The 14642-nt window shown below is 51.5% G+C and carries 20 protein-coding genes; 14 read left to right on the top strand and 6 right to left on the bottom strand.

What is annotated here, in order from left to right:
- Nucleotides 1-480: 480 nt before the first annotated feature.
- The 5 genes from QZX60_RS06950 (at nucleotide 481) to QZX60_RS06930 (ending at nucleotide 2864) form a co-directional block, all read left to right on the top strand.
- Nucleotides 481-825 (top strand): nuclear transport factor 2 family protein, encoded by a 345-nt coding sequence (locus QZX60_RS06950; RefSeq protein ID WP_295362882.1) that lies wholly within the window; start codon nucleotides 481-483, stop codon nucleotides 823-825.
- A 13-nt stretch (nucleotides 826-838) separates the two neighbouring features.
- A complete protein-coding gene (locus tag QZX60_RS06945; protein WP_295362880.1) occupies nucleotides 839-1183 on the top strand; it encodes a nuclear transport factor 2 family protein in 345 nt (114 codons plus the stop codon).
- A complete protein-coding gene (locus QZX60_RS06940; protein WP_295362877.1) occupies nucleotides 1173-1856 on the top strand; it encodes a nitroreductase in 684 nt (227 codons plus the stop codon). The genes QZX60_RS06945 and QZX60_RS06940 overlap by 11 nt, the downstream gene beginning before the upstream one ends.
- A gap of 30 nt (nucleotides 1857-1886) precedes the next feature.
- Nucleotides 1887-2366, top strand: coding sequence for a flavodoxin (locus QZX60_RS06935; RefSeq protein WP_295362874.1), 480 nt, complete (start codon nucleotides 1887-1889; stop codon nucleotides 2364-2366).
- Nucleotides 2367-2465: 99 nt separating this feature from the next.
- Entirely contained in the window at nucleotides 2466-2864 is a 399-nt protein-coding gene (locus QZX60_RS06930) for a MarR family winged helix-turn-helix transcriptional regulator (protein ID WP_295362871.1), read from the top strand.
- Between the two features lie 239 nt (nucleotides 2865-3103).
- On the opposite strand, the gene QZX60_RS06925 is transcribed toward QZX60_RS06930, so the two are convergent.
- From QZX60_RS06925 to QZX60_RS06915, 3 genes are read right to left on the bottom strand one after another with little or no spacing between them, the layout of a single operon-like run.
- On the bottom strand, nucleotides 3104-3787 hold the full coding sequence (locus tag QZX60_RS06925) for a DUF4097 family beta strand repeat-containing protein (protein WP_295362868.1): 684 nt from the start codon (nucleotides 3785-3787) through the stop codon (nucleotides 3104-3106).
- Nucleotides 3784-4776: a permease prefix domain 1-containing protein gene (locus QZX60_RS06920; protein WP_295362865.1), complete on the bottom strand. Its 993-nt coding sequence runs from the start codon at nucleotides 4774-4776 to the stop codon at nucleotides 3784-3786. The genes QZX60_RS06925 and QZX60_RS06920 overlap by 4 nt, the downstream gene beginning before the upstream one ends.
- Nucleotides 4773-5108 (bottom strand): PadR family transcriptional regulator, encoded by a 336-nt coding sequence (locus tag QZX60_RS06915; RefSeq protein ID WP_295362862.1) that lies wholly within the window; start codon nucleotides 5106-5108, stop codon nucleotides 4773-4775. Before QZX60_RS06915 ends, QZX60_RS06920 begins: the two co-directional genes overlap by 4 nt.
- 242 nt (nucleotides 5109-5350) lie before the next feature.
- Between QZX60_RS06915 and QZX60_RS06910 the strand changes: the two genes are divergently transcribed.
- The 5 genes from QZX60_RS06910 to QZX60_RS06890 all read left to right on the top strand — a co-directional run bounded on the left by QZX60_RS06910 (nucleotide 5351) and on the right by QZX60_RS06890 (nucleotide 7588).
- Nucleotides 5351-5905: a hypothetical protein gene (locus QZX60_RS06910; RefSeq protein ID WP_295362859.1), complete on the top strand. Its 555-nt coding sequence runs from the start codon at nucleotides 5351-5353 to the stop codon at nucleotides 5903-5905.
- On the top strand, nucleotides 5902-6114 hold the full coding sequence (locus QZX60_RS06905) for a hypothetical protein (RefSeq protein ID WP_295362857.1): 213 nt from the start codon (nucleotides 5902-5904) through the stop codon (nucleotides 6112-6114). The genes QZX60_RS06910 and QZX60_RS06905 overlap by 4 nt, the downstream gene beginning before the upstream one ends.
- A gap of 77 nt (nucleotides 6115-6191) precedes the next feature.
- Nucleotides 6192-6428, top strand: coding sequence for a hypothetical protein (locus QZX60_RS06900; protein WP_295362854.1), 237 nt, complete (start codon nucleotides 6192-6194; stop codon nucleotides 6426-6428).
- Nucleotides 6429-6570: 142 nt separating this feature from the next.
- Nucleotides 6571-7146 carry a uracil-DNA glycosylase family protein gene (locus QZX60_RS06895; RefSeq protein ID WP_295362851.1) on the top strand — a complete coding sequence of 192 codons (576 nt, stop codon included), beginning with the start codon at nucleotides 6571-6573 and terminating at the stop codon, nucleotides 7144-7146.
- 58 nt (nucleotides 7147-7204) lie between these two features.
- Entirely contained in the window at nucleotides 7205-7588 is a 384-nt protein-coding gene (locus QZX60_RS06890) for a VOC family protein (RefSeq protein WP_295362848.1), read from the top strand.
- A 99-nt stretch (nucleotides 7589-7687) separates the two neighbouring features.
- On the opposite strand, the gene QZX60_RS06885 is transcribed toward QZX60_RS06890, so the two are convergent.
- Nucleotides 7688-8734, bottom strand: a complete 1047-nt coding sequence (locus QZX60_RS06885; RefSeq protein WP_295362845.1) for a YeiH family protein — start codon at nucleotides 8732-8734, stop codon at nucleotides 7688-7690.
- 132 nt (nucleotides 8735-8866) lie between these two features.
- Here QZX60_RS06885 and QZX60_RS06880 point away from each other — a divergent pair, with 132 nt between their 5' ends.
- From QZX60_RS06880 to QZX60_RS06870, 3 genes are all read left to right on the top strand, one after another.
- The gene (locus QZX60_RS06880; RefSeq protein WP_295362842.1) at nucleotides 8867-9754 is read left to right on the top strand and encodes a LysR family transcriptional regulator; all 888 of its coding nucleotides are present in this window, start codon (nucleotides 8867-8869) and stop codon (nucleotides 9752-9754) included.
- Nucleotides 9755-9959: 205 nt separating this feature from the next.
- Nucleotides 9960-10946, top strand: a complete 987-nt coding sequence (locus QZX60_RS06875) for a DUF4373 domain-containing protein (protein ID WP_295362839.1) — start codon at nucleotides 9960-9962, stop codon at nucleotides 10944-10946.
- Nucleotides 10943-11470 carry a replicative helicase loader/inhibitor gene (locus QZX60_RS06870; protein WP_295362836.1) on the top strand — a complete coding sequence of 176 codons (528 nt, stop codon included), beginning with the start codon at nucleotides 10943-10945 and terminating at the stop codon, nucleotides 11468-11470. The genes QZX60_RS06875 and QZX60_RS06870 overlap by 4 nt, the downstream gene beginning before the upstream one ends.
- Before the next feature lie 7 nt (nucleotides 11471-11477).
- Here QZX60_RS06870 and QZX60_RS06865 read toward each other — a convergent pair whose 3' ends face one another.
- Both QZX60_RS06865 and QZX60_RS06860 read right to left on the bottom strand, forming a co-directional pair.
- Nucleotides 11478-13082 (bottom strand): nitrite/sulfite reductase, encoded by a 1605-nt coding sequence (locus tag QZX60_RS06865; protein WP_295362834.1) that lies wholly within the window; start codon nucleotides 13080-13082, stop codon nucleotides 11478-11480.
- Nucleotides 13083-13274: 192 nt separating this feature from the next.
- The gene (locus QZX60_RS06860) at nucleotides 13275-13652 is read right to left on the bottom strand and encodes a helix-turn-helix domain-containing protein (protein ID WP_295362831.1); all 378 of its coding nucleotides are present in this window, start codon (nucleotides 13650-13652) and stop codon (nucleotides 13275-13277) included.
- A gap of 141 nt (nucleotides 13653-13793) precedes the next feature.
- Between QZX60_RS06860 and ygiD the strand changes: the two genes are divergently transcribed.
- A complete protein-coding gene (ygiD, locus tag QZX60_RS06855; protein ID WP_295362828.1) occupies nucleotides 13794-14576 on the top strand; it encodes a 4,5-DOPA dioxygenase extradiol in 783 nt (260 codons plus the stop codon).
- Nucleotides 14577-14642 lie beyond the last annotated feature (66 nt).

Genomic DNA, 14642 nt, shown 5'->3' with positions numbered 1-14642 from the left:
CACCGCTGTATTTTCCATTTACTCCGCTTCCCATCAGCGATCACCACCTTTCTTCCGGGTGATCCAGTCAGGAAGGATTTAATCTTGATACCGTTCTGCTCGCACCAGGCCTTTCTTGTAAGGCCGCTGGCATGACAGACATGAATGATATCAAGCCACTGTTGATGGCGGACATCAGAAGTGATCTTGTCCATGATTTTTAGCCTCTTTGGGGAAAGTCGAAAAGGCTAGTGGAGTGCAACAGGTACTGATGATCTACCGCTTACTATCAAGGAGAGATGCAAGGTAAGAGAAAATCGTGAAAAAGTTCTTGACAAGAAAAAAAGACGATGCTATTATATGCATGCACATACAAATAAATAGCTAGCAAAGATTCAATAATCCGGATTATTTTTACTAAAAAATATGTATGCGCATACAATAAATATAAAAAAGATAAAGAAATGCATTATAACGGTTTTACAGAAAGGAGCTATCCCTATGGTATCACAGACAACGCAAGATTACAGAGAAATTGAAAAGGTCATTCAGACGTATACGAAAGGAGGGAATGGAGATTTGGACGCTCTTCGGTCCGTATTCCTTTCTTCGGCGATCATCAATGGCAGACCGATTCAGGAGCTGTACGACATCGTAACCGAAAGGGGGAAGACGGATTCGACCAGTCACATTGATTTCATCGATATTACAGGTCCTGTTGCTAGTACGAAAATCGTCATTGAAGATTGGCATGGAGCGAATTTCGTAGAATACTTCCACCTGTTGAAGACGCTCCAAGGCTGGAAGATATCGTCCAAGACAGGAATTGGGTTCGCAGAAGGTTAAAGGAGGAATTACCATGCTTAGAATGACAAAGGAATACAATGCAGTACGACAGACTATCGACGATTATATTGAAGGTGCCAATGGGGATATGACACGGTTGAAACGGGCCTATCATAAAAATGCACTGATTAACGGGATGCCGATCCAAGCACTGTTCGATAGTGTAGAACGGAATGGCAAGACGCAGGCGACGGGGCGCCTGGACTATCTGGATATCAGCGGGCAGGCAGCCAGTGCCAAGGTCATCATTGAAAACTGGCATGGAAATCAATATGTCGAATATCTGCAGTTATTGAAATTCTCCGAAACGGGATGGCAGATTATATCCAAGGCTTTTGATGGATATTATGGCGTATAAATTAGAAAAGGAGAGACACATCATGGGAGAAAAAACAATTCAAGACGCTTTAGTCAACAGAAGATCGATTCGTAATTTCAGCAGCAAACCGGTATCGGAAGAAACCATCCGTGACATCGTAAAGGATGCAAGATGGGCCCCGTCCTGGGCGAACGCACAACCTTGGAAACTCTATGTGGCCTTAGGTAAGGCAGCTGAAGAAATCCGGGAAGCCTACGTGAATGGGACGGCAGTCCAGGAAGGGGCGGAAATGCTTTCGTTCCGCGGAGAAAACTGGGGAAGGAGAGAACAGCATAACATGTCGAATTGGGGCCGGCAGCTGCAGGAATTTCTCGGTGCACAGCGCTATGAATTCGGGCAAAGTCAGCAGACCCTGTTCCAGGCGCCAGCGATAGCCATCATCACCGTATCGGCCAATGGCCCGCTCTGGGAAATTTTTGATGCCGGAGCCTTTGAAGAAAGCCTGATGCTCAGTGCCTTTAATCATGGCGTAGATTCCATTGCGGCAGTGGCTTTTGTATCGGCCCCGTCTTATCTCCGGAGCAAGCTGGGCATTCCGGATACGGAGCGGATCATCATGGGCGTAGGCCTCGGCTATCGGTCTGATGACGCTATTAACGATTTCCGGAGTGATCGGGAAGACGTTGATTCTATTCTGTCCATCACCCAATGAGGCAGGACGAGTTTTAAAGGAGGTATTACGATGAACAAAGGAATTACTGTATTTTTTTCAGCCAGTGGCATTACTAAGAAAGTCGCTGAAAAAGTGGCCAAAGTGACTGGAACAGGACTCTATGAGATTGTGCCGGAAGTACCGTATTCAAAGGCCGATTTAAACTGGAACGATAAACGGAGCCGGAGCTCCCGGGAGACCGATGACCCTGCGGCCAGACCGGCCATCCAGGATAGTCCCGTTGATTTATCCGCATATGACGTGATTTATCTCGGCTTTCCCATCTGGTGGTACAGAGAACCGAAGATAATCGATACGTTTTTGGAATCAGAAGACCTGGAGGGAAAGACACTTATTCCCTTTGTTACTTCCGGATCCAGTCCTATCGGAGATACGGTGACGTACCTGAAACAAATAGCTCCCAAAGCAGATATCCGGGAAGGGAAACGGTTTACCGGTTCCGTAACAGAAGATGAGCTGCACCGTTGGGTTGTCAGTGAATCTGTATGAATGGAGAAATCAATACCTGGCAGGACGTTGACGGGAGAGCACTCTGGCCATAAAATATATATATACATACAAATAAAGTAACGTAAAGGAGACGCTCGAATGAACAATAGTAACGAATGCCAGATTATCCATCATTGGATGCGGTTCACCAAAAGCTATCGCATGCTGGAACAGAAAATTGAAGGCCGGATCAGGGAAAAGACAGGCCTTTGCCTCAATGATTTTTACCTGCTCTACTATCTGGGCGAAAGCAGCCAGCACAAGATGAAGCTGCAAGATGCCTGTGAAAAAATCCAGATGAGCCAGAGCGCTTTATCCCGGCTGGTCCAGCGATTGGAAGAATATAATGAACCCATCATTCGCAGGAGCATCTGCAATGAAGATAAGCGGGCCGTCTACATTTCGCTGACAGAAAAAGGCAAGGAACTGTATGAATCCATTATTCAGGACATTGCCGATCTCTTGATTGAATTTTCGGAAGTAGATTTTAGCCAATAATTCTTCATCGGCAGAAACGCTGCTCCAGATAGGAGATGTTGTAATGGCCGATACAAAGAAGGGGAGAAAGTCTGGTATGTTCCGAACAGGTCTGATAGGCACGCTGTTTTGCATGATTTTCATGCTATTGCTGGTAGGATGTAGAAGCAGATTTCTTTATGGATACTCGAGTTGGAATAAAAACAAATCCCTGCCGGTCTTGTTCATTCAAGGCTGACAGGGATTTTTTATGCTTCACATCAGTCGTTTTCGATGTCGATGTCGCCGGTGTCGGTTTTGGCGGAGATGGTGTAGTGAGCGAGGCTGTCGGACGGGACGAGTGAGAGGTCGCCGGTGTCCGCGGTCAGTTCCGCGGTGGTGAAGGCGGCGTCCTCGATGTCGATGTCGCCGTTTGAGGTCGTGGCCTTGAGGGTCCCGCCGGCCGATCGGCTGAGTTCGATGTCGCCGTTCTGGCTGTCGAGGGTCAGGGTGTCTACCGTCAGGGTCTGGCTGGGCTCGACAGTGATGTCGCCGTTCTGGGAGGCGAGGGTGAGGGCCTGAAGCTCGGTGTGGGATCTCGGAATCGTGAGGACCAGCTCGGTATCCTGATGGGCGCCGACCGCGGTTTTCGCCGCTTTGGCGATAAGCTTCCCGTCGGTGACGGTGAGGGTGGGGCAGGTGCCCTTCGGCCCGCGGTAGACCATGGCGAAGTCAGCGCCGCTTTGGAGGGTGATGTCCGTGTTGTCGAGGTGGATATCGGCGCGGTCAAAGGCGTCGAGCTTTTTTCGGACGGTGGCCGGATTAGACGAGGTCAGGTTCAGGCCGTCCCCGTTCAGGGTCAGCTTTAGGTGGGCGGCGTTTAAGTGTTTTACGGTGCCGTAGCCGATGGCGGCTGCCGCAAGGGCTGCGATGATGACGAGGTAAAGGGTGCGTTTGTGTTTCATTGGGCGTCTCCTTTCGTTTGATCCATCGTATCGATCAGTTTTCGGACGACGCCGGCGACCGGCCAGATGATCCAGGTGGCGGCCCAGTCGAAGGTCAAAAAGCTTAAGATCAAATACAGGCAGGTGATCGTCGGCCAGTAGACGGAGAGGACAGCGCGCACGGCGGGGCTGTGGCTCGCCGCCTTTTGGGGGTGGCCCTTTTGATAAGCGCCTTGGCTGCCGTTTAAATCGAGCAGCCGGCGGCAGCTGGCTACCCTCGATGCGCTCACCGTCAGAAGCAGCACGCCCGCAGCGACCATGAAAAGCAGCAGGACCACCCCGGCCGCGTCTGCGGCGGCGCTTTTGCTTAAGAGCGCTAGAAAGACGAGGGGAATGTAGCAGGTGCAGAAGAGCAGGATGGCGATTGTGCGCTGGAGGACGACGCTGTCGTGGGTGCTGCGGCTTAAGTCGTTGATCCTTTCGGCGGTGCCGTAATCGATGGTGCAGGGCTCGTCCTTCAAAAAGCGCCATCGGCCCATGTGCAGGCTGCTGTAGACGTGGAGGGTGACGCAGGCGGCCGCTGCGGCGAGGAGGAACACGATTCCGGCCGCCATCCAGGTGCGGGCCCCCGGGGCCAGAGTGGCGGCCAGGATCACGCCGGAGGGGCAGACGATGGCGAAGAGGGTGGCCAGCCCGTGAAAGAAGGCGTAGTGGGCGCTTTCGTCCAGGTAGGCCTTGGCTTCGTCGTCGGAAAGCTGGTGCGTGTTCCGGGCGGCGTCCTGCTGTTCTTTTAAGATCTGGCTGATGCCCAGGGCGTCTCCCAGCTCATCGAGGTTGCCGAATTCGGCGATGACCTGGGCGACGGCTTCGTTGTCGGATTTGCCCTCGTCTGTGAGCTCGGTGTATTTGTCCTCCATCATCTGCCCGAGTTCACACTTGGCCTTGACGATTTCGGGGGTGTTGGGCAGGCCCGCAAACATCGATTCCAAATAATTGCGAATAGTATTCATGATTCATTCTCCCTTATAAAATGCTCGACCACTTGCTTGGTGATTTGCCATTCCTGACACTTTTCCTTGTAGTATTTCCGGCCGGCGTCGGTGATGCGGTAATAGGTCCGCCTCTTGCCGTTGTCGGCAAATCCCGGAAAGGATGTGATGTACCCGTGTTTCTCCATACGGGTGAAGGCGGAATACAGCGTGGTCTCCTTGATGATGTAGGCGCCCTCGGTGATGGTGCGGATTCTCTTGGAAATGGCGTAGCCGTAAGAAGGCGCGTCCCAGAGCAGGTACAGGATGATCGTGTCGTTGTAGCCGCGGATGACATCGCTGCTGATTGCCATCTGACCCTCCTTTCTCAATTTGCTTAAAAGATACATTGTCTGACGTATTACGACTGTCGTAGTATGCTGATGCCCTCAATATACTACGACAGATGAAGTATGTCAAGGGGAAGTCAACAATCATCATCGATGCAATCGCAAAAGCGAAAATACAACCGAAAAACAATCGTAAAGCAATCGTAAATTTTTGCGATTGCTTTTTAATTATAATAATCGAAAAAGATGCGATATGAGGAGGGGCCATGCGGGAAAGAAGGCACATGCACTTTGAACAATTGCCGGCAAATCGGCAGGATTTAACCTTTAACGTGCTGCAAATGGCCGCGGTCCGGGAAATTGGCATCGCGGAAATCAACCAAGATATTCTAAAAACATTGAATCTTTACAGCAACACACAGGGATACAATCACGCGGCTGAGCTGCTGGCGGATGTGAACGGATTCCCCGGGATCGATATCGCGCGTTTCGGAGAATCGATCAGCATCATATTGAAACGGGAAATAATTGAAAACCGTTCGATTTTGACAGAATTGGATGAAACGGTAAAAATATTCCGGGATTTTTACCGGTATGAAGCCATCCAGGGGATGGAACGAAAGGTAGTTGAGAGAATTCCGGAAGAAGCCTTTCGGGAAACCATCGCGAACGCGTTGATTCACCGCATTTTATCGGCAATGTATTTTATCGACTGCATATTGTTGAAATTTTGGGAACGGGCGTGCTCAGAATTAAAGAAGCGTATCGCGGCAGTGACAAAAAGCCCGCTTTTGAAATTTTCGAAAATTCGATCAAGGTGACGCTCCCCATTGTCGACCGGCAGGATCTAACGGATGATGAATTGCTGCTGCTGGGGGTACTCAGCCATAATCTGCCGAAATCGGCCGGCGAAATCACGGACGCGCTGCCCTTTGGACGGTCCAAAACGACAAAGCTGCTGAAGGGCCTTGCATCCAAGCATTATGTCACCATTTCAGGCAGAGGCAGGGGAACAAAATACTCAAAGTGAAGCCGCAAGGCTTACATCTGTGCTTTTCTATTCATAGAATCGTTGAACAAATTTAGAAGGGCGGCAATTTTGATCGAATGAATAAAAGAGAAAAAATATATAACGTGGTGATCTGTTTATTGGCTATTGTGTCGGTAACCTTGGCGCTTGAAGATATGTGGCGGGGGTTGTCGCCGGCAGCTAGAGTGTGCGATGAGATCATTTATCTGGTTTTTGTAGCTGATTACATCATTCGCTTCGTAGTGGCGAAAGAGAAAAAACAATTTTTTAAATCAAATGTGAAGGAAGAATTTAAAAATCAAATCATGCATTAATTTTGAAAAATTAAAACGTGTTGCCCTAACAACGTACCGCGCAGGCAAAATATGATAAGCTTAATTTATAGTCAGCGTGTGCTGAATTAATTTTAATCGTTCGAAAAAATCAGCCGAAACCAGCGCGAAAGAAGGGAATACAATGACAGTAGAGGAAATCGTGGAAAAACTGAAGGCAGATGAAAGAAATCAAGCCTACACCAAGCGGGGCGTGCCGCCGGTATTTCAAATCAGCCCAGACGCCAAGATTCTGCTCATCGGGCAGGCACCAGGAAGAAAGGTCGAGGAAACCAGAATTCCCTTTAACGACAAGTCTGGCGAAAAGCTGATCCGCTGGATGGGCATCGACCGGGAGACGTTCTACTCCTCGAAAATTGCGATTATGCCGATGGATTTTTATTATCCGGGCAAGGGCAAGTCCGGCGATCTGCCGCCTCGGAAATTCATCGCGCAGACCTATCATCCTCAGATTCTGCGTATGATGCCAGACGTCGAGATGACCATTTTGATCGGCAAGTACGCGGTGGATTATTATCTTAAAGGGAAGAAGAAAAGAAATCTGACAGAAACCGTCGCGGCTTACAAGGCATATCTGCCGGCGTATTTCCCAATCGTGCATCCGAGTCCGCTGAATTTCAGATGGCAGCGCAAAAACCCCTGGTTTGAGGAACAGGTGGTGCCGGCACTTCAGCGGCGCGTCCGCGATATTTTGAGTTGATTTATCGGCAGCATTCCAATAAAATACAAATAAACAAATCACGAAAGGTGGGATAAACATGCCAGCATGCAGAATGATTCACGAAATGATCCGCGTTTACGATTTAAAACGCTCCCTTAAATTTTACGACGACGCCCTCGGGATGAAGGAAGTCCGCCGTAAGGATAAGCCGGAAGGGAAATTCACTCTGGTTTACCTGTCGGACGGTCAGTCGGATTTCGAGCTGGAATTGACGTACAATTACGATCCGGCACAGCCCTACGATTTGGGCACTGGCTACGGCCACATTGCGGTGGAGGTCGACAATCTGGAAGCGGCCCACGCCGAACATCAGGCGAAGGGCTACAAGGTCGGTCCGCTCAAGGGGCTCGGCGCGACGAAGGATTATTATTTTTTGACCGACCCGGACGGGTATCAGATCGAAGTCATGCGGAAAAAATAGAGACAGAAGAACAGATGATGTGAGAAAATTTACGGTTTATTCATTTAGAATTTAGGCTGCCTGCGGGCGGCCTTTTTTAGTGTTCAATTTTTCATCCGCTTACCAGATCTGCATCACGTGCTGCATCAGCAGGCTGACGACGGTAATGCCCACCCAGCAGCAGGCGCCGAGGACGATGGGCTTCCCGCCCGATTTGATCAGCTTGATGACGTTGCTGTTGAGGCCGATGGCGGCCATGGCCATGATGATCATGAATTTCGACAACTCCTTCAGCGGTGCAAAGACCCCAGCGGGGACGCCGAAATGAATACAGACCGTCGTGATGATGGCGGCGATGACAAAATAAAGGATGAACATCGGGAAGGCGCGGCGGAAACTGAAGCTGCCGGCCTTATTTTTTTCGCCGCCGTTGTTTTCGGCCCGGGCCTGATACAGCGCGAGCACCAGTGTAATCGGAATGATGGCGAGGGTCCGGGTCAGCTTGACGGTGACGGCCTTGTCGAGAGTTTGGGTGCCGAGGTGCCACATGCTGTCCCAGGTCGCCGCCGCCGCTGTGACTGATGAGGTGTCGTTGACAGCGGTGCCGGCGAAAATGCCGAAGGGACCGCCGCTGGTGGTGGAGAAGCCCAGGGCGTGGCCAAGCATCGGAAAGAAAATGGCCGCCAGGACGTTGAAGAAAAAGATGACCGAGATGGACTGGGCGACCTCGTCGTCATCGGCATGGATGACCGGTGCGGTTGCGGCAATTGCCGAGCCGCCGCAGATCGAGCTGCCGACGCCGATCAAGATGGACGTCTTCCCCGGAATGTGCAGGGCTTTTTGCAAAAGCCAGGCGAGAATCAGCGAGGTGGAAATGGTGCAGACGATGATCGGCAGGGACTGACGCCCAGTCTGCAAAATGACGCCTAAATCCATCCCGAAGCCGAGCAGGACGACGGCCGCCTGAAGAATGTATTTTGAGGTCCAATGAATCCCCGGATCACAGACGCCCTTGTCATTCCAGAACAAGGTGATGACCATACCGGCCAGAATGGCAATGACGGCGCCGCCGACGACAGGGAAAACCTTCCCGAGCAGCCAAGCTGGAATGGCGATGGCGAAACAAACGGCCAGCCCCGGACCAAAATTTTTCAAATGTGATTTCATGATTATCCTCCCTAAACGCAACAAGTTTTGAATTTCCTAAAGGCATGTGCTAGTATAAAGAAACATAACCAAAATGTAAAATAATGAATTTTTATAAAAACATAAGAAAAAATTATTGATGAGAGGAATGGCATGCTTGATTTTCGCGTTCAAACCTTTTTAGCGGTCTGCCGGACATTGAATTACACCAAGGCGGCTGAGATACTGCACATTACTCAGCCCGCCGTATCCCAGCATATCCATTTTCTGGAGCAGCATTACGGCGTCAAACTTTTTCATTACGAAAAGAAAAAATTGACGCTGACGCCTCAGGGAAAGATTTTGAAAAACCGCCTGCTCGTGCTGCAGAACGATGAAAGGCGGGTCAACAAAGAATTGCAAAGCGTTTTTTCCGGGAAATTGTCCATTTCCATCGGCGTCACGATGACGGTCGGGGAGTACGCGATTGCCGATCCGCTGTCCGCGTTGTTAAAAAATCATCCGGATTGGAGCATTCACGTCATTTTCGGCAATACCCAAAAGCTGCTTGGCCTGCTTGAAGCCGGCACCATTGATTTCGCGCTGGTCGAAGGCTATTATTCCCAAGATGATTACGAGCATCGAACGTTCAGCCGCCAGCCCTTTGTCGCGGTCTGCGCGGCAGACCATCAATTTGCCGTCGGCGACGTTGAAACGCTGGGGGATCTGCCGCCGGAGCGCATCATTGTGCGCGAGCCTGGATCGGGCACGCGGGAGATACTGGAGCGCAATCTCGCGGTGAAGGGGATTCAGTTTTCGGATTTTAAGTCGTCAGTTGAAGTGGGCAACATGCACACCATCATCAGCCTGCTCAAAAACGACTGCGGCATTTCCTTTCTCTACCGCATCGCGGTCGAACCGGAGCTCGAGGCGGGCATACTAAAAGAAATTCCGTTGAAGGATTTCCAGATGGTGCACAATTTTGATTTTATTTGGGAAAAGGGCAGCGTCTATTCGCCGCGCATCGAAGCCATCTGCGACGAACTTATGGCGGCGAAGTGAGGGCATTCTTTCCTTTTAAATTCAATTATTTTCACATTTTTGTCATCCATTTTCGACTTTTTGCATACTTATATAGGCAGAAGGACGCACGCACAAGTTTCGACGCTTAATAAAATTTCAAATTTTTTGTCATCCAATTTTGGGAAAGTCCCCATTATATAAGTGAATGAAAAAACAGAAAACAAAACATAAAGGAGAAAACTGCATGACAAATAAGAGTGGACGCCCCAGAAAGACGGGGCTGGATTGGTTCCCCTTCGAGGTGGGACTTTTGACGGACCGGAAATTCAGGGTGCCGCGGGCACATCACGGACGGCTGGCCGTCTTGGCCTACATGGCGATTCTGTCGCTGATTTACGCCGATAAGGGCTATTATTTGAGGTATGAGGGCAAAAAGCGCGAGGGGGTCGAGCTCGACATCGCGGACATGACCCTCGGCAAGGAAGCGGCGGAGGCGGCAGAAATCCGGGAGGTGATTGCCGAATTGGTGGATAACGAGCTCTTCGATCAAAATCTGTTCGAGAAAGGGGTGTTGACCAGCAAACGCATCCAGAGCGAGTATTACAATGCGGTTTCCAGACGAAAATGCGCGTGCATCGACTGGGACATCTGGCTTTTATCCGAGGATGAAATGCGGGAAATCAAGCCCAGTCACGAGATATTATCCGCCTATCTGAAACGTCAATCTCATGGAGACATTTCTGCAACATTAAGTCCAATTAATGCGGAAAAAAATACACAGAGTAGAGTAGAGAAGAGTAGAGTAGAAAAGAGTAGAGAAGAGGAGACTCTCTCCTCGGCTGACGCCGAGGTTTCAGGCGCTGACGCGCCGAGGGAGGATCTTACACTCTACGCAGATTATTGGAATCACCACGTGGCCGGCCCTGGCGGCCTGCCGCAGGTGCGCGGGGCCGAGAAGTGGAGCCCGAGCCGGAAGAAAGCCCTTCGGGCGCGGGTGCGCGAGGAAGGGACCCAGGGGGTGCTTGCCGTCTTCGACAAGGTCGCGGCCTCGGACTACCTCTGCGGGCGTATCGACAATTGGCACGCCGATTTCGACTGGACCCTCGATTCAGGGCATTTCCAGAAAATCGCCGAGGGGCGCTACGACAATTTTAAATCGACGGGCGGGTCGACGGGCGGGGGCGCCTCCAGCCTGTCTTATTACGACAAATTAATGCGGGGTGAAGCATGAATTTAAACGAAACAGGACGCATCATGAAAATGCTCAAAGCGGCTTATCCGAATTTTGACAACAACGGCGACGCGGCGGATATCGCGGCGCTGTGGGCGTGGCGCTTTGCTGACACGGAGCTGAAAACCGTGATGGACGCCGTCGGCACCTACATCGACGGGGATCACACCTTCGCACCGACCGTCGGGCAGATTAAAAAGATTATTCAGGACCGCCAGCCGAAGCTCTCGGCGGCGGAGGGCTGGGCGGAAATCGCCCGGGCGCTGAAGGATTCCCTGGCCAACGCCGAGGCAGAATTTAAGAAGCTCTCGCCGCCGGTGCGCGCCTACGTCAAGGACCCCCACACCCTCAGGCTTCTGGCCGGAAGCGACTTGTCCGGGCGGTTTTTCGGCGATTATCAGGAACGCTTCTTTAAGACCTTCTCGCAGGTGCAGGGGGACGAGCGGAAAGACTACGCGGCCTTAAACGCGCCCGAGGCGGGGGAAAAAGCCCTGGAAAGCGGGGAGAAACATATGGCCATATAAAGGCGCTTTAGCGAGTATAGCGGTTGAGGATATCCTGGAAGACATCGGTGCCCAATCTGTGGGCAAAATGGAAAAACCGTTCTCCTTTATTTTTGTGGTCGAGATAATATTGAACCATTTCGCCAATGGCGTCTGCGGCTGAATCCGCCGGCAGCCATCCATCAAGTGTTGTGCCAAAGGCGCCGCCAGGCCCCAGCGCGCCGCCAACAGTCATGCGGAACACGTCTGTGGGTTCGCCATTGACCTTGCGTCTCCCACCGGTGAGACCAAAATCCGCCAGCTGAGGGTGGGCACAGGAATGGGCGCAGCCGGTCAGATTGACGCGGATCGGCATCCGCAGTCCAGGAAAGCGCTGATCCAGCTGATCCACAATGGTCTGCAGCCGCTTTTTCGTTTCGATTGGCGCAAAACTGCAGTACTGATTGCCGGTGCAGGAGGAGCTGTATCCGGAGAAGGCCTTCGGACGCAGCGGGAATTTTTGTAAGATCGGTTCGCGCTTCAATTGGGCGATGTTTTGTTTCGGCAGATCGATCAGGATCAGATTTTGCGAGTTGGTGGTGCGCATTCTGCCAGAGCCGTAGGTTTTGGCCAGACGTGCAAATTCCGCCAGATCCTCCGCCTGCATCGCGCCGCTCGGAATGTGCACGCCCGCGTAGTAGAGGCCGTTCTGTTTTTGAGGATGCACGCCGAAAAAGCAGCCGCGGTTCCAGCTGCCGGATACGGCGCGTCCGCCGCGCGCCAGCGGCCCTGTGATCTGTTCAATGGCGTCTTCGACCTTGCGGATGCCCCAGTCTTCCACGAGGAATTTGAGCCGGCAGTGATTGCGCTGTTCCCGGTATCCGTATTCTCTAAAAATAACGGCGACCGCTTCTGCAGCGGGCGCAACCTGATCGGGAAGCAGAAAGAATTTGGTCTTTTTGGCTAGCTTGGGGTTGGCTGACAAGCCGCCGCCCACGTACAGGTGAAAGCCCTGCACCATTTCGCCGTCGATTTCTTTTTCCGCAGGGACGAAGGCCGCGTCGTTGATACGGGCAAAGCCGCAGTCGTGGGGATTAGAGGAAATGGAAATTTTGTACTTGCGGGGCAGATTGGAATACGCTGGATTGCCGACGAGTCTGCGGGCGGTTTCGCGAACGATCGGTTGGGTATCGACGCGCGCTTCCGGGTCGATGCCCATTAGAGGATTGCCGAGGATGTTGCGCGGGACGTCGCCGCAGCCTTCCACAGTGGTCAATCCTGCCTGTTTCAGCCGAGCGAAAATTTCGGGCATGTCCGGCAGCGTCAGGTTGTGGATTTGGATGCACTGACGGATCGTAATCTGGATAGAATGGGCGCCAAAATCTCTGGATATTCCGGCAATGACATTGGCTTGGTCGGACGTCAGCTCGCCGGAGGCCAGCTTGACGCGAATCAAGAAGCGTCCGTTCTTTGGACGCTGAGTGTAGATGCCAGCCCATTTCATGCGTTCGATGTCTGAGGGGTCGATTTCTTCGTACGGCGTCTGTGACAGACGGTCCAGCTCGTCCAGAATTTCCAAGCCGTCTTTTTTGAGCTTTGCCAATTCATTTTTATTTAAATTTTCTCTTTCAGCCCATGAGCGTTCGATTTCCATGCTTTTGTCCTTTCTGACTTTATGTTTACGGTTTTGACGAATCGTTTTTATATTTTGTATATATTTTTAATATGTTTTTGATTGTAGCATCATTTTTTCTTTTATGCTGTTGTTTTGACAACGCATTAAGCAATAAATTAAAATAATCAAAAAATTTCTTTGTATCGAAAAACAAAAAGCCCAGACTGCCAATTAAGGCGTCTGAGCTTTTGGGTTTGTGCCGCTGTTTTTTTCTTTTAGATAGGCGATGTACGCGTTGCCCCAGGTTTCGATGCTGTCGAGTACGGGGCGGAATGCCTCGCCGATGGGCGTCAGCGAGTATTCCACCCGCGGCGGCACTTCGGCGAAAACCTCGCGGTGGATCAGGCCCTCGCTTTCCAGATGCTTCAGCTGATTGGACAGGGTCGCCTGCGTGATGTCAATCTGGCGCTGGAGCTCGCCGAAGCGCCTGGGCCCGTCCGATAATTTCTGCAGAATGAGAATGGCCCATTTGCCGGAAAGCAGCTGCTGGGCAGTGACGAAGGGGCACATGCCGAAGGTGCCGGCATTTTCACAATCCTGTTTTTTCATGAAAACCTCCTAATGCTCAAGATAAAGATACTAACTTAAGGAAAAAATCCGGATTGACTTGAGTATACCAGCTTTATATAATACAAGCAAGTCAGAAAATTAAAGCATGTAAAATAAAAGTATGTAAAAAGGAGGAATAAAATGAAAACCAATCAAAAAATGCCCGTCATCTTCACCGGCCACGGCAGCCCGATGCTGGCGCTGGACGACGACAACATCACGCGGACTCTCAAACAAGTGGGGCAGGAAGTGGTCCGTACCTACGGCAAACCGAAAGCGATCCTGATGCTTTCGGCCCATTGGTTCACCCGGGGCACCTTTGTTCAGCGGACGAAGACGCCGCGGCAGATTTACGACATGTACGGCTTTCCGGAAGCGCTCTACGAAGTCAAATACCCGGCGCCGGGCGACGAAGCACTGGCCGACCGCGTCAGCGAACTGCTCGACGATGACGTCTCGGTGAATAACGATTGGGGCATCGACCACGGCGCCTGGACTGTATTGGTGCATCTGTTCCCGGATGCGGACATTCCGGTGGTGCAGCTGTCGATCGACGGCGAAGCCGAACCGGTCGATTTGTACGCGATGGCCGAAAAGCTCGCGCCCCTGCGGGATGAAGGCGTGCTCATCCTCGGCAGCGGCAATGTCGTGCACAACTTAAGACGGGTGGAATGGGACAATCCCGGCGGATCCAAGCAGACGGAAGCCTTTAACGCGGACATCATTCAAGCAGTTGTGGCGCGGGACGACGAAGCCGTGATCCATTGGGAAAGCAATCTCAACGCGGATTACGCGGTGCCGACGCCGGATCATTTTCTGCCGCTGATTATGTGCCTGGGCGCAGCCCAAGATGAGACGGTGAAGGTCTTTAACGATGTGTGCAACCTCGGAGCCATTGCGATGACGGGGTTTGTGCTGGGGTGATTGGGCGCATACAAAAAGGGCGTGTGAAAAAACAAAAATTTTTCACACGCCTTTATTTTTTGGGGG

Source organism: uncultured Pseudoramibacter sp. (assembly GCF_903789625.1).
Taxonomy (GTDB): Bacteria; Bacillota; Clostridia; order Eubacteriales; family Eubacteriaceae; genus Pseudoramibacter; species Pseudoramibacter fermentans.
The sequence above is the reverse complement of the archived record's forward strand: the minus strand, read 5'-3'. Positions and strand labels throughout refer to the sequence as shown.

Excerpts from the sequence above, each read along its gene's own strand:
- QZX60_RS06880 (WP_295362842.1), top strand. The coding sequence starts at position 8,867 with ATGCTTGATTTTCGCGTTCAAACCTTTTTAGCGGTCTGCCGGACATTG.
- QZX60_RS06910 (WP_295362859.1), top strand. The coding sequence starts at position 5,351 with ATGCGGGAAAGAAGGCACATGCACTTTGAACAATTGCCGGCAAATCGG.
- QZX60_RS06915 (WP_295362862.1), bottom strand. The coding sequence starts at position 5,108 with ATGGCAATCAGCAGCGATGTCATCCGCGGCTACAACGACACGATCATC.
- QZX60_RS06895 (WP_295362851.1), top strand. The coding sequence starts at position 6,571 with ATGACAGTAGAGGAAATCGTGGAAAAACTGAAGGCAGATGAAAGAAAT.
- QZX60_RS06890 (WP_295362848.1), top strand. The coding sequence starts at position 7,205 with ATGCCAGCATGCAGAATGATTCACGAAATGATCCGCGTTTACGATTTA.
- QZX60_RS06930 (WP_295362871.1), top strand. The coding sequence starts at position 2,466 with ATGAACAATAGTAACGAATGCCAGATTATCCATCATTGGATGCGGTTC.
- QZX60_RS06935 (WP_295362874.1), top strand. The coding sequence starts at position 1,887 with ATGAACAAAGGAATTACTGTATTTTTTTCAGCCAGTGGCATTACTAAG.
- QZX60_RS06945 (WP_295362880.1), top strand. The coding sequence starts at position 839 with ATGCTTAGAATGACAAAGGAATACAATGCAGTACGACAGACTATCGAC.
- QZX60_RS06860 (WP_295362831.1), bottom strand. The coding sequence starts at position 13,652 with ATGAAAAAACAGGATTGTGAAAATGCCGGCACCTTCGGCATGTGCCCC.
- QZX60_RS06870 (WP_295362836.1), top strand. The coding sequence starts at position 10,943 with ATGAATTTAAACGAAACAGGACGCATCATGAAAATGCTCAAAGCGGCT.
- QZX60_RS06940 (WP_295362877.1), top strand. The coding sequence starts at position 1,173 with ATGGCGTATAAATTAGAAAAGGAGAGACACATCATGGGAGAAAAAACA.
- QZX60_RS06950 (WP_295362882.1), top strand. The coding sequence starts at position 481 with ATGGTATCACAGACAACGCAAGATTACAGAGAAATTGAAAAGGTCATT.
- QZX60_RS06900 (WP_295362854.1), top strand. The coding sequence starts at position 6,192 with ATGAATAAAAGAGAAAAAATATATAACGTGGTGATCTGTTTATTGGCT.
- QZX60_RS06885 (WP_295362845.1), bottom strand. The coding sequence starts at position 8,734 with ATGAAATCACATTTGAAAAATTTTGGTCCGGGGCTGGCCGTTTGTTTC.
- QZX60_RS06865 (WP_295362834.1), bottom strand. The coding sequence starts at position 13,082 with ATGGAAATCGAACGCTCATGGGCTGAAAGAGAAAATTTAAATAAAAAT.
- QZX60_RS06875 (WP_295362839.1), top strand. The coding sequence starts at position 9,960 with ATGACAAATAAGAGTGGACGCCCCAGAAAGACGGGGCTGGATTGGTTC.
- QZX60_RS06925 (WP_295362868.1), bottom strand. The coding sequence starts at position 3,787 with ATGAAACACAAACGCACCCTTTACCTCGTCATCATCGCAGCCCTTGCG.
- QZX60_RS06920 (WP_295362865.1), bottom strand. The coding sequence starts at position 4,776 with ATGAATACTATTCGCAATTATTTGGAATCGATGTTTGCGGGCCTGCCC.
- ygiD (WP_295362828.1), top strand. The coding sequence starts at position 13,794 with ATGAAAACCAATCAAAAAATGCCCGTCATCTTCACCGGCCACGGCAGC.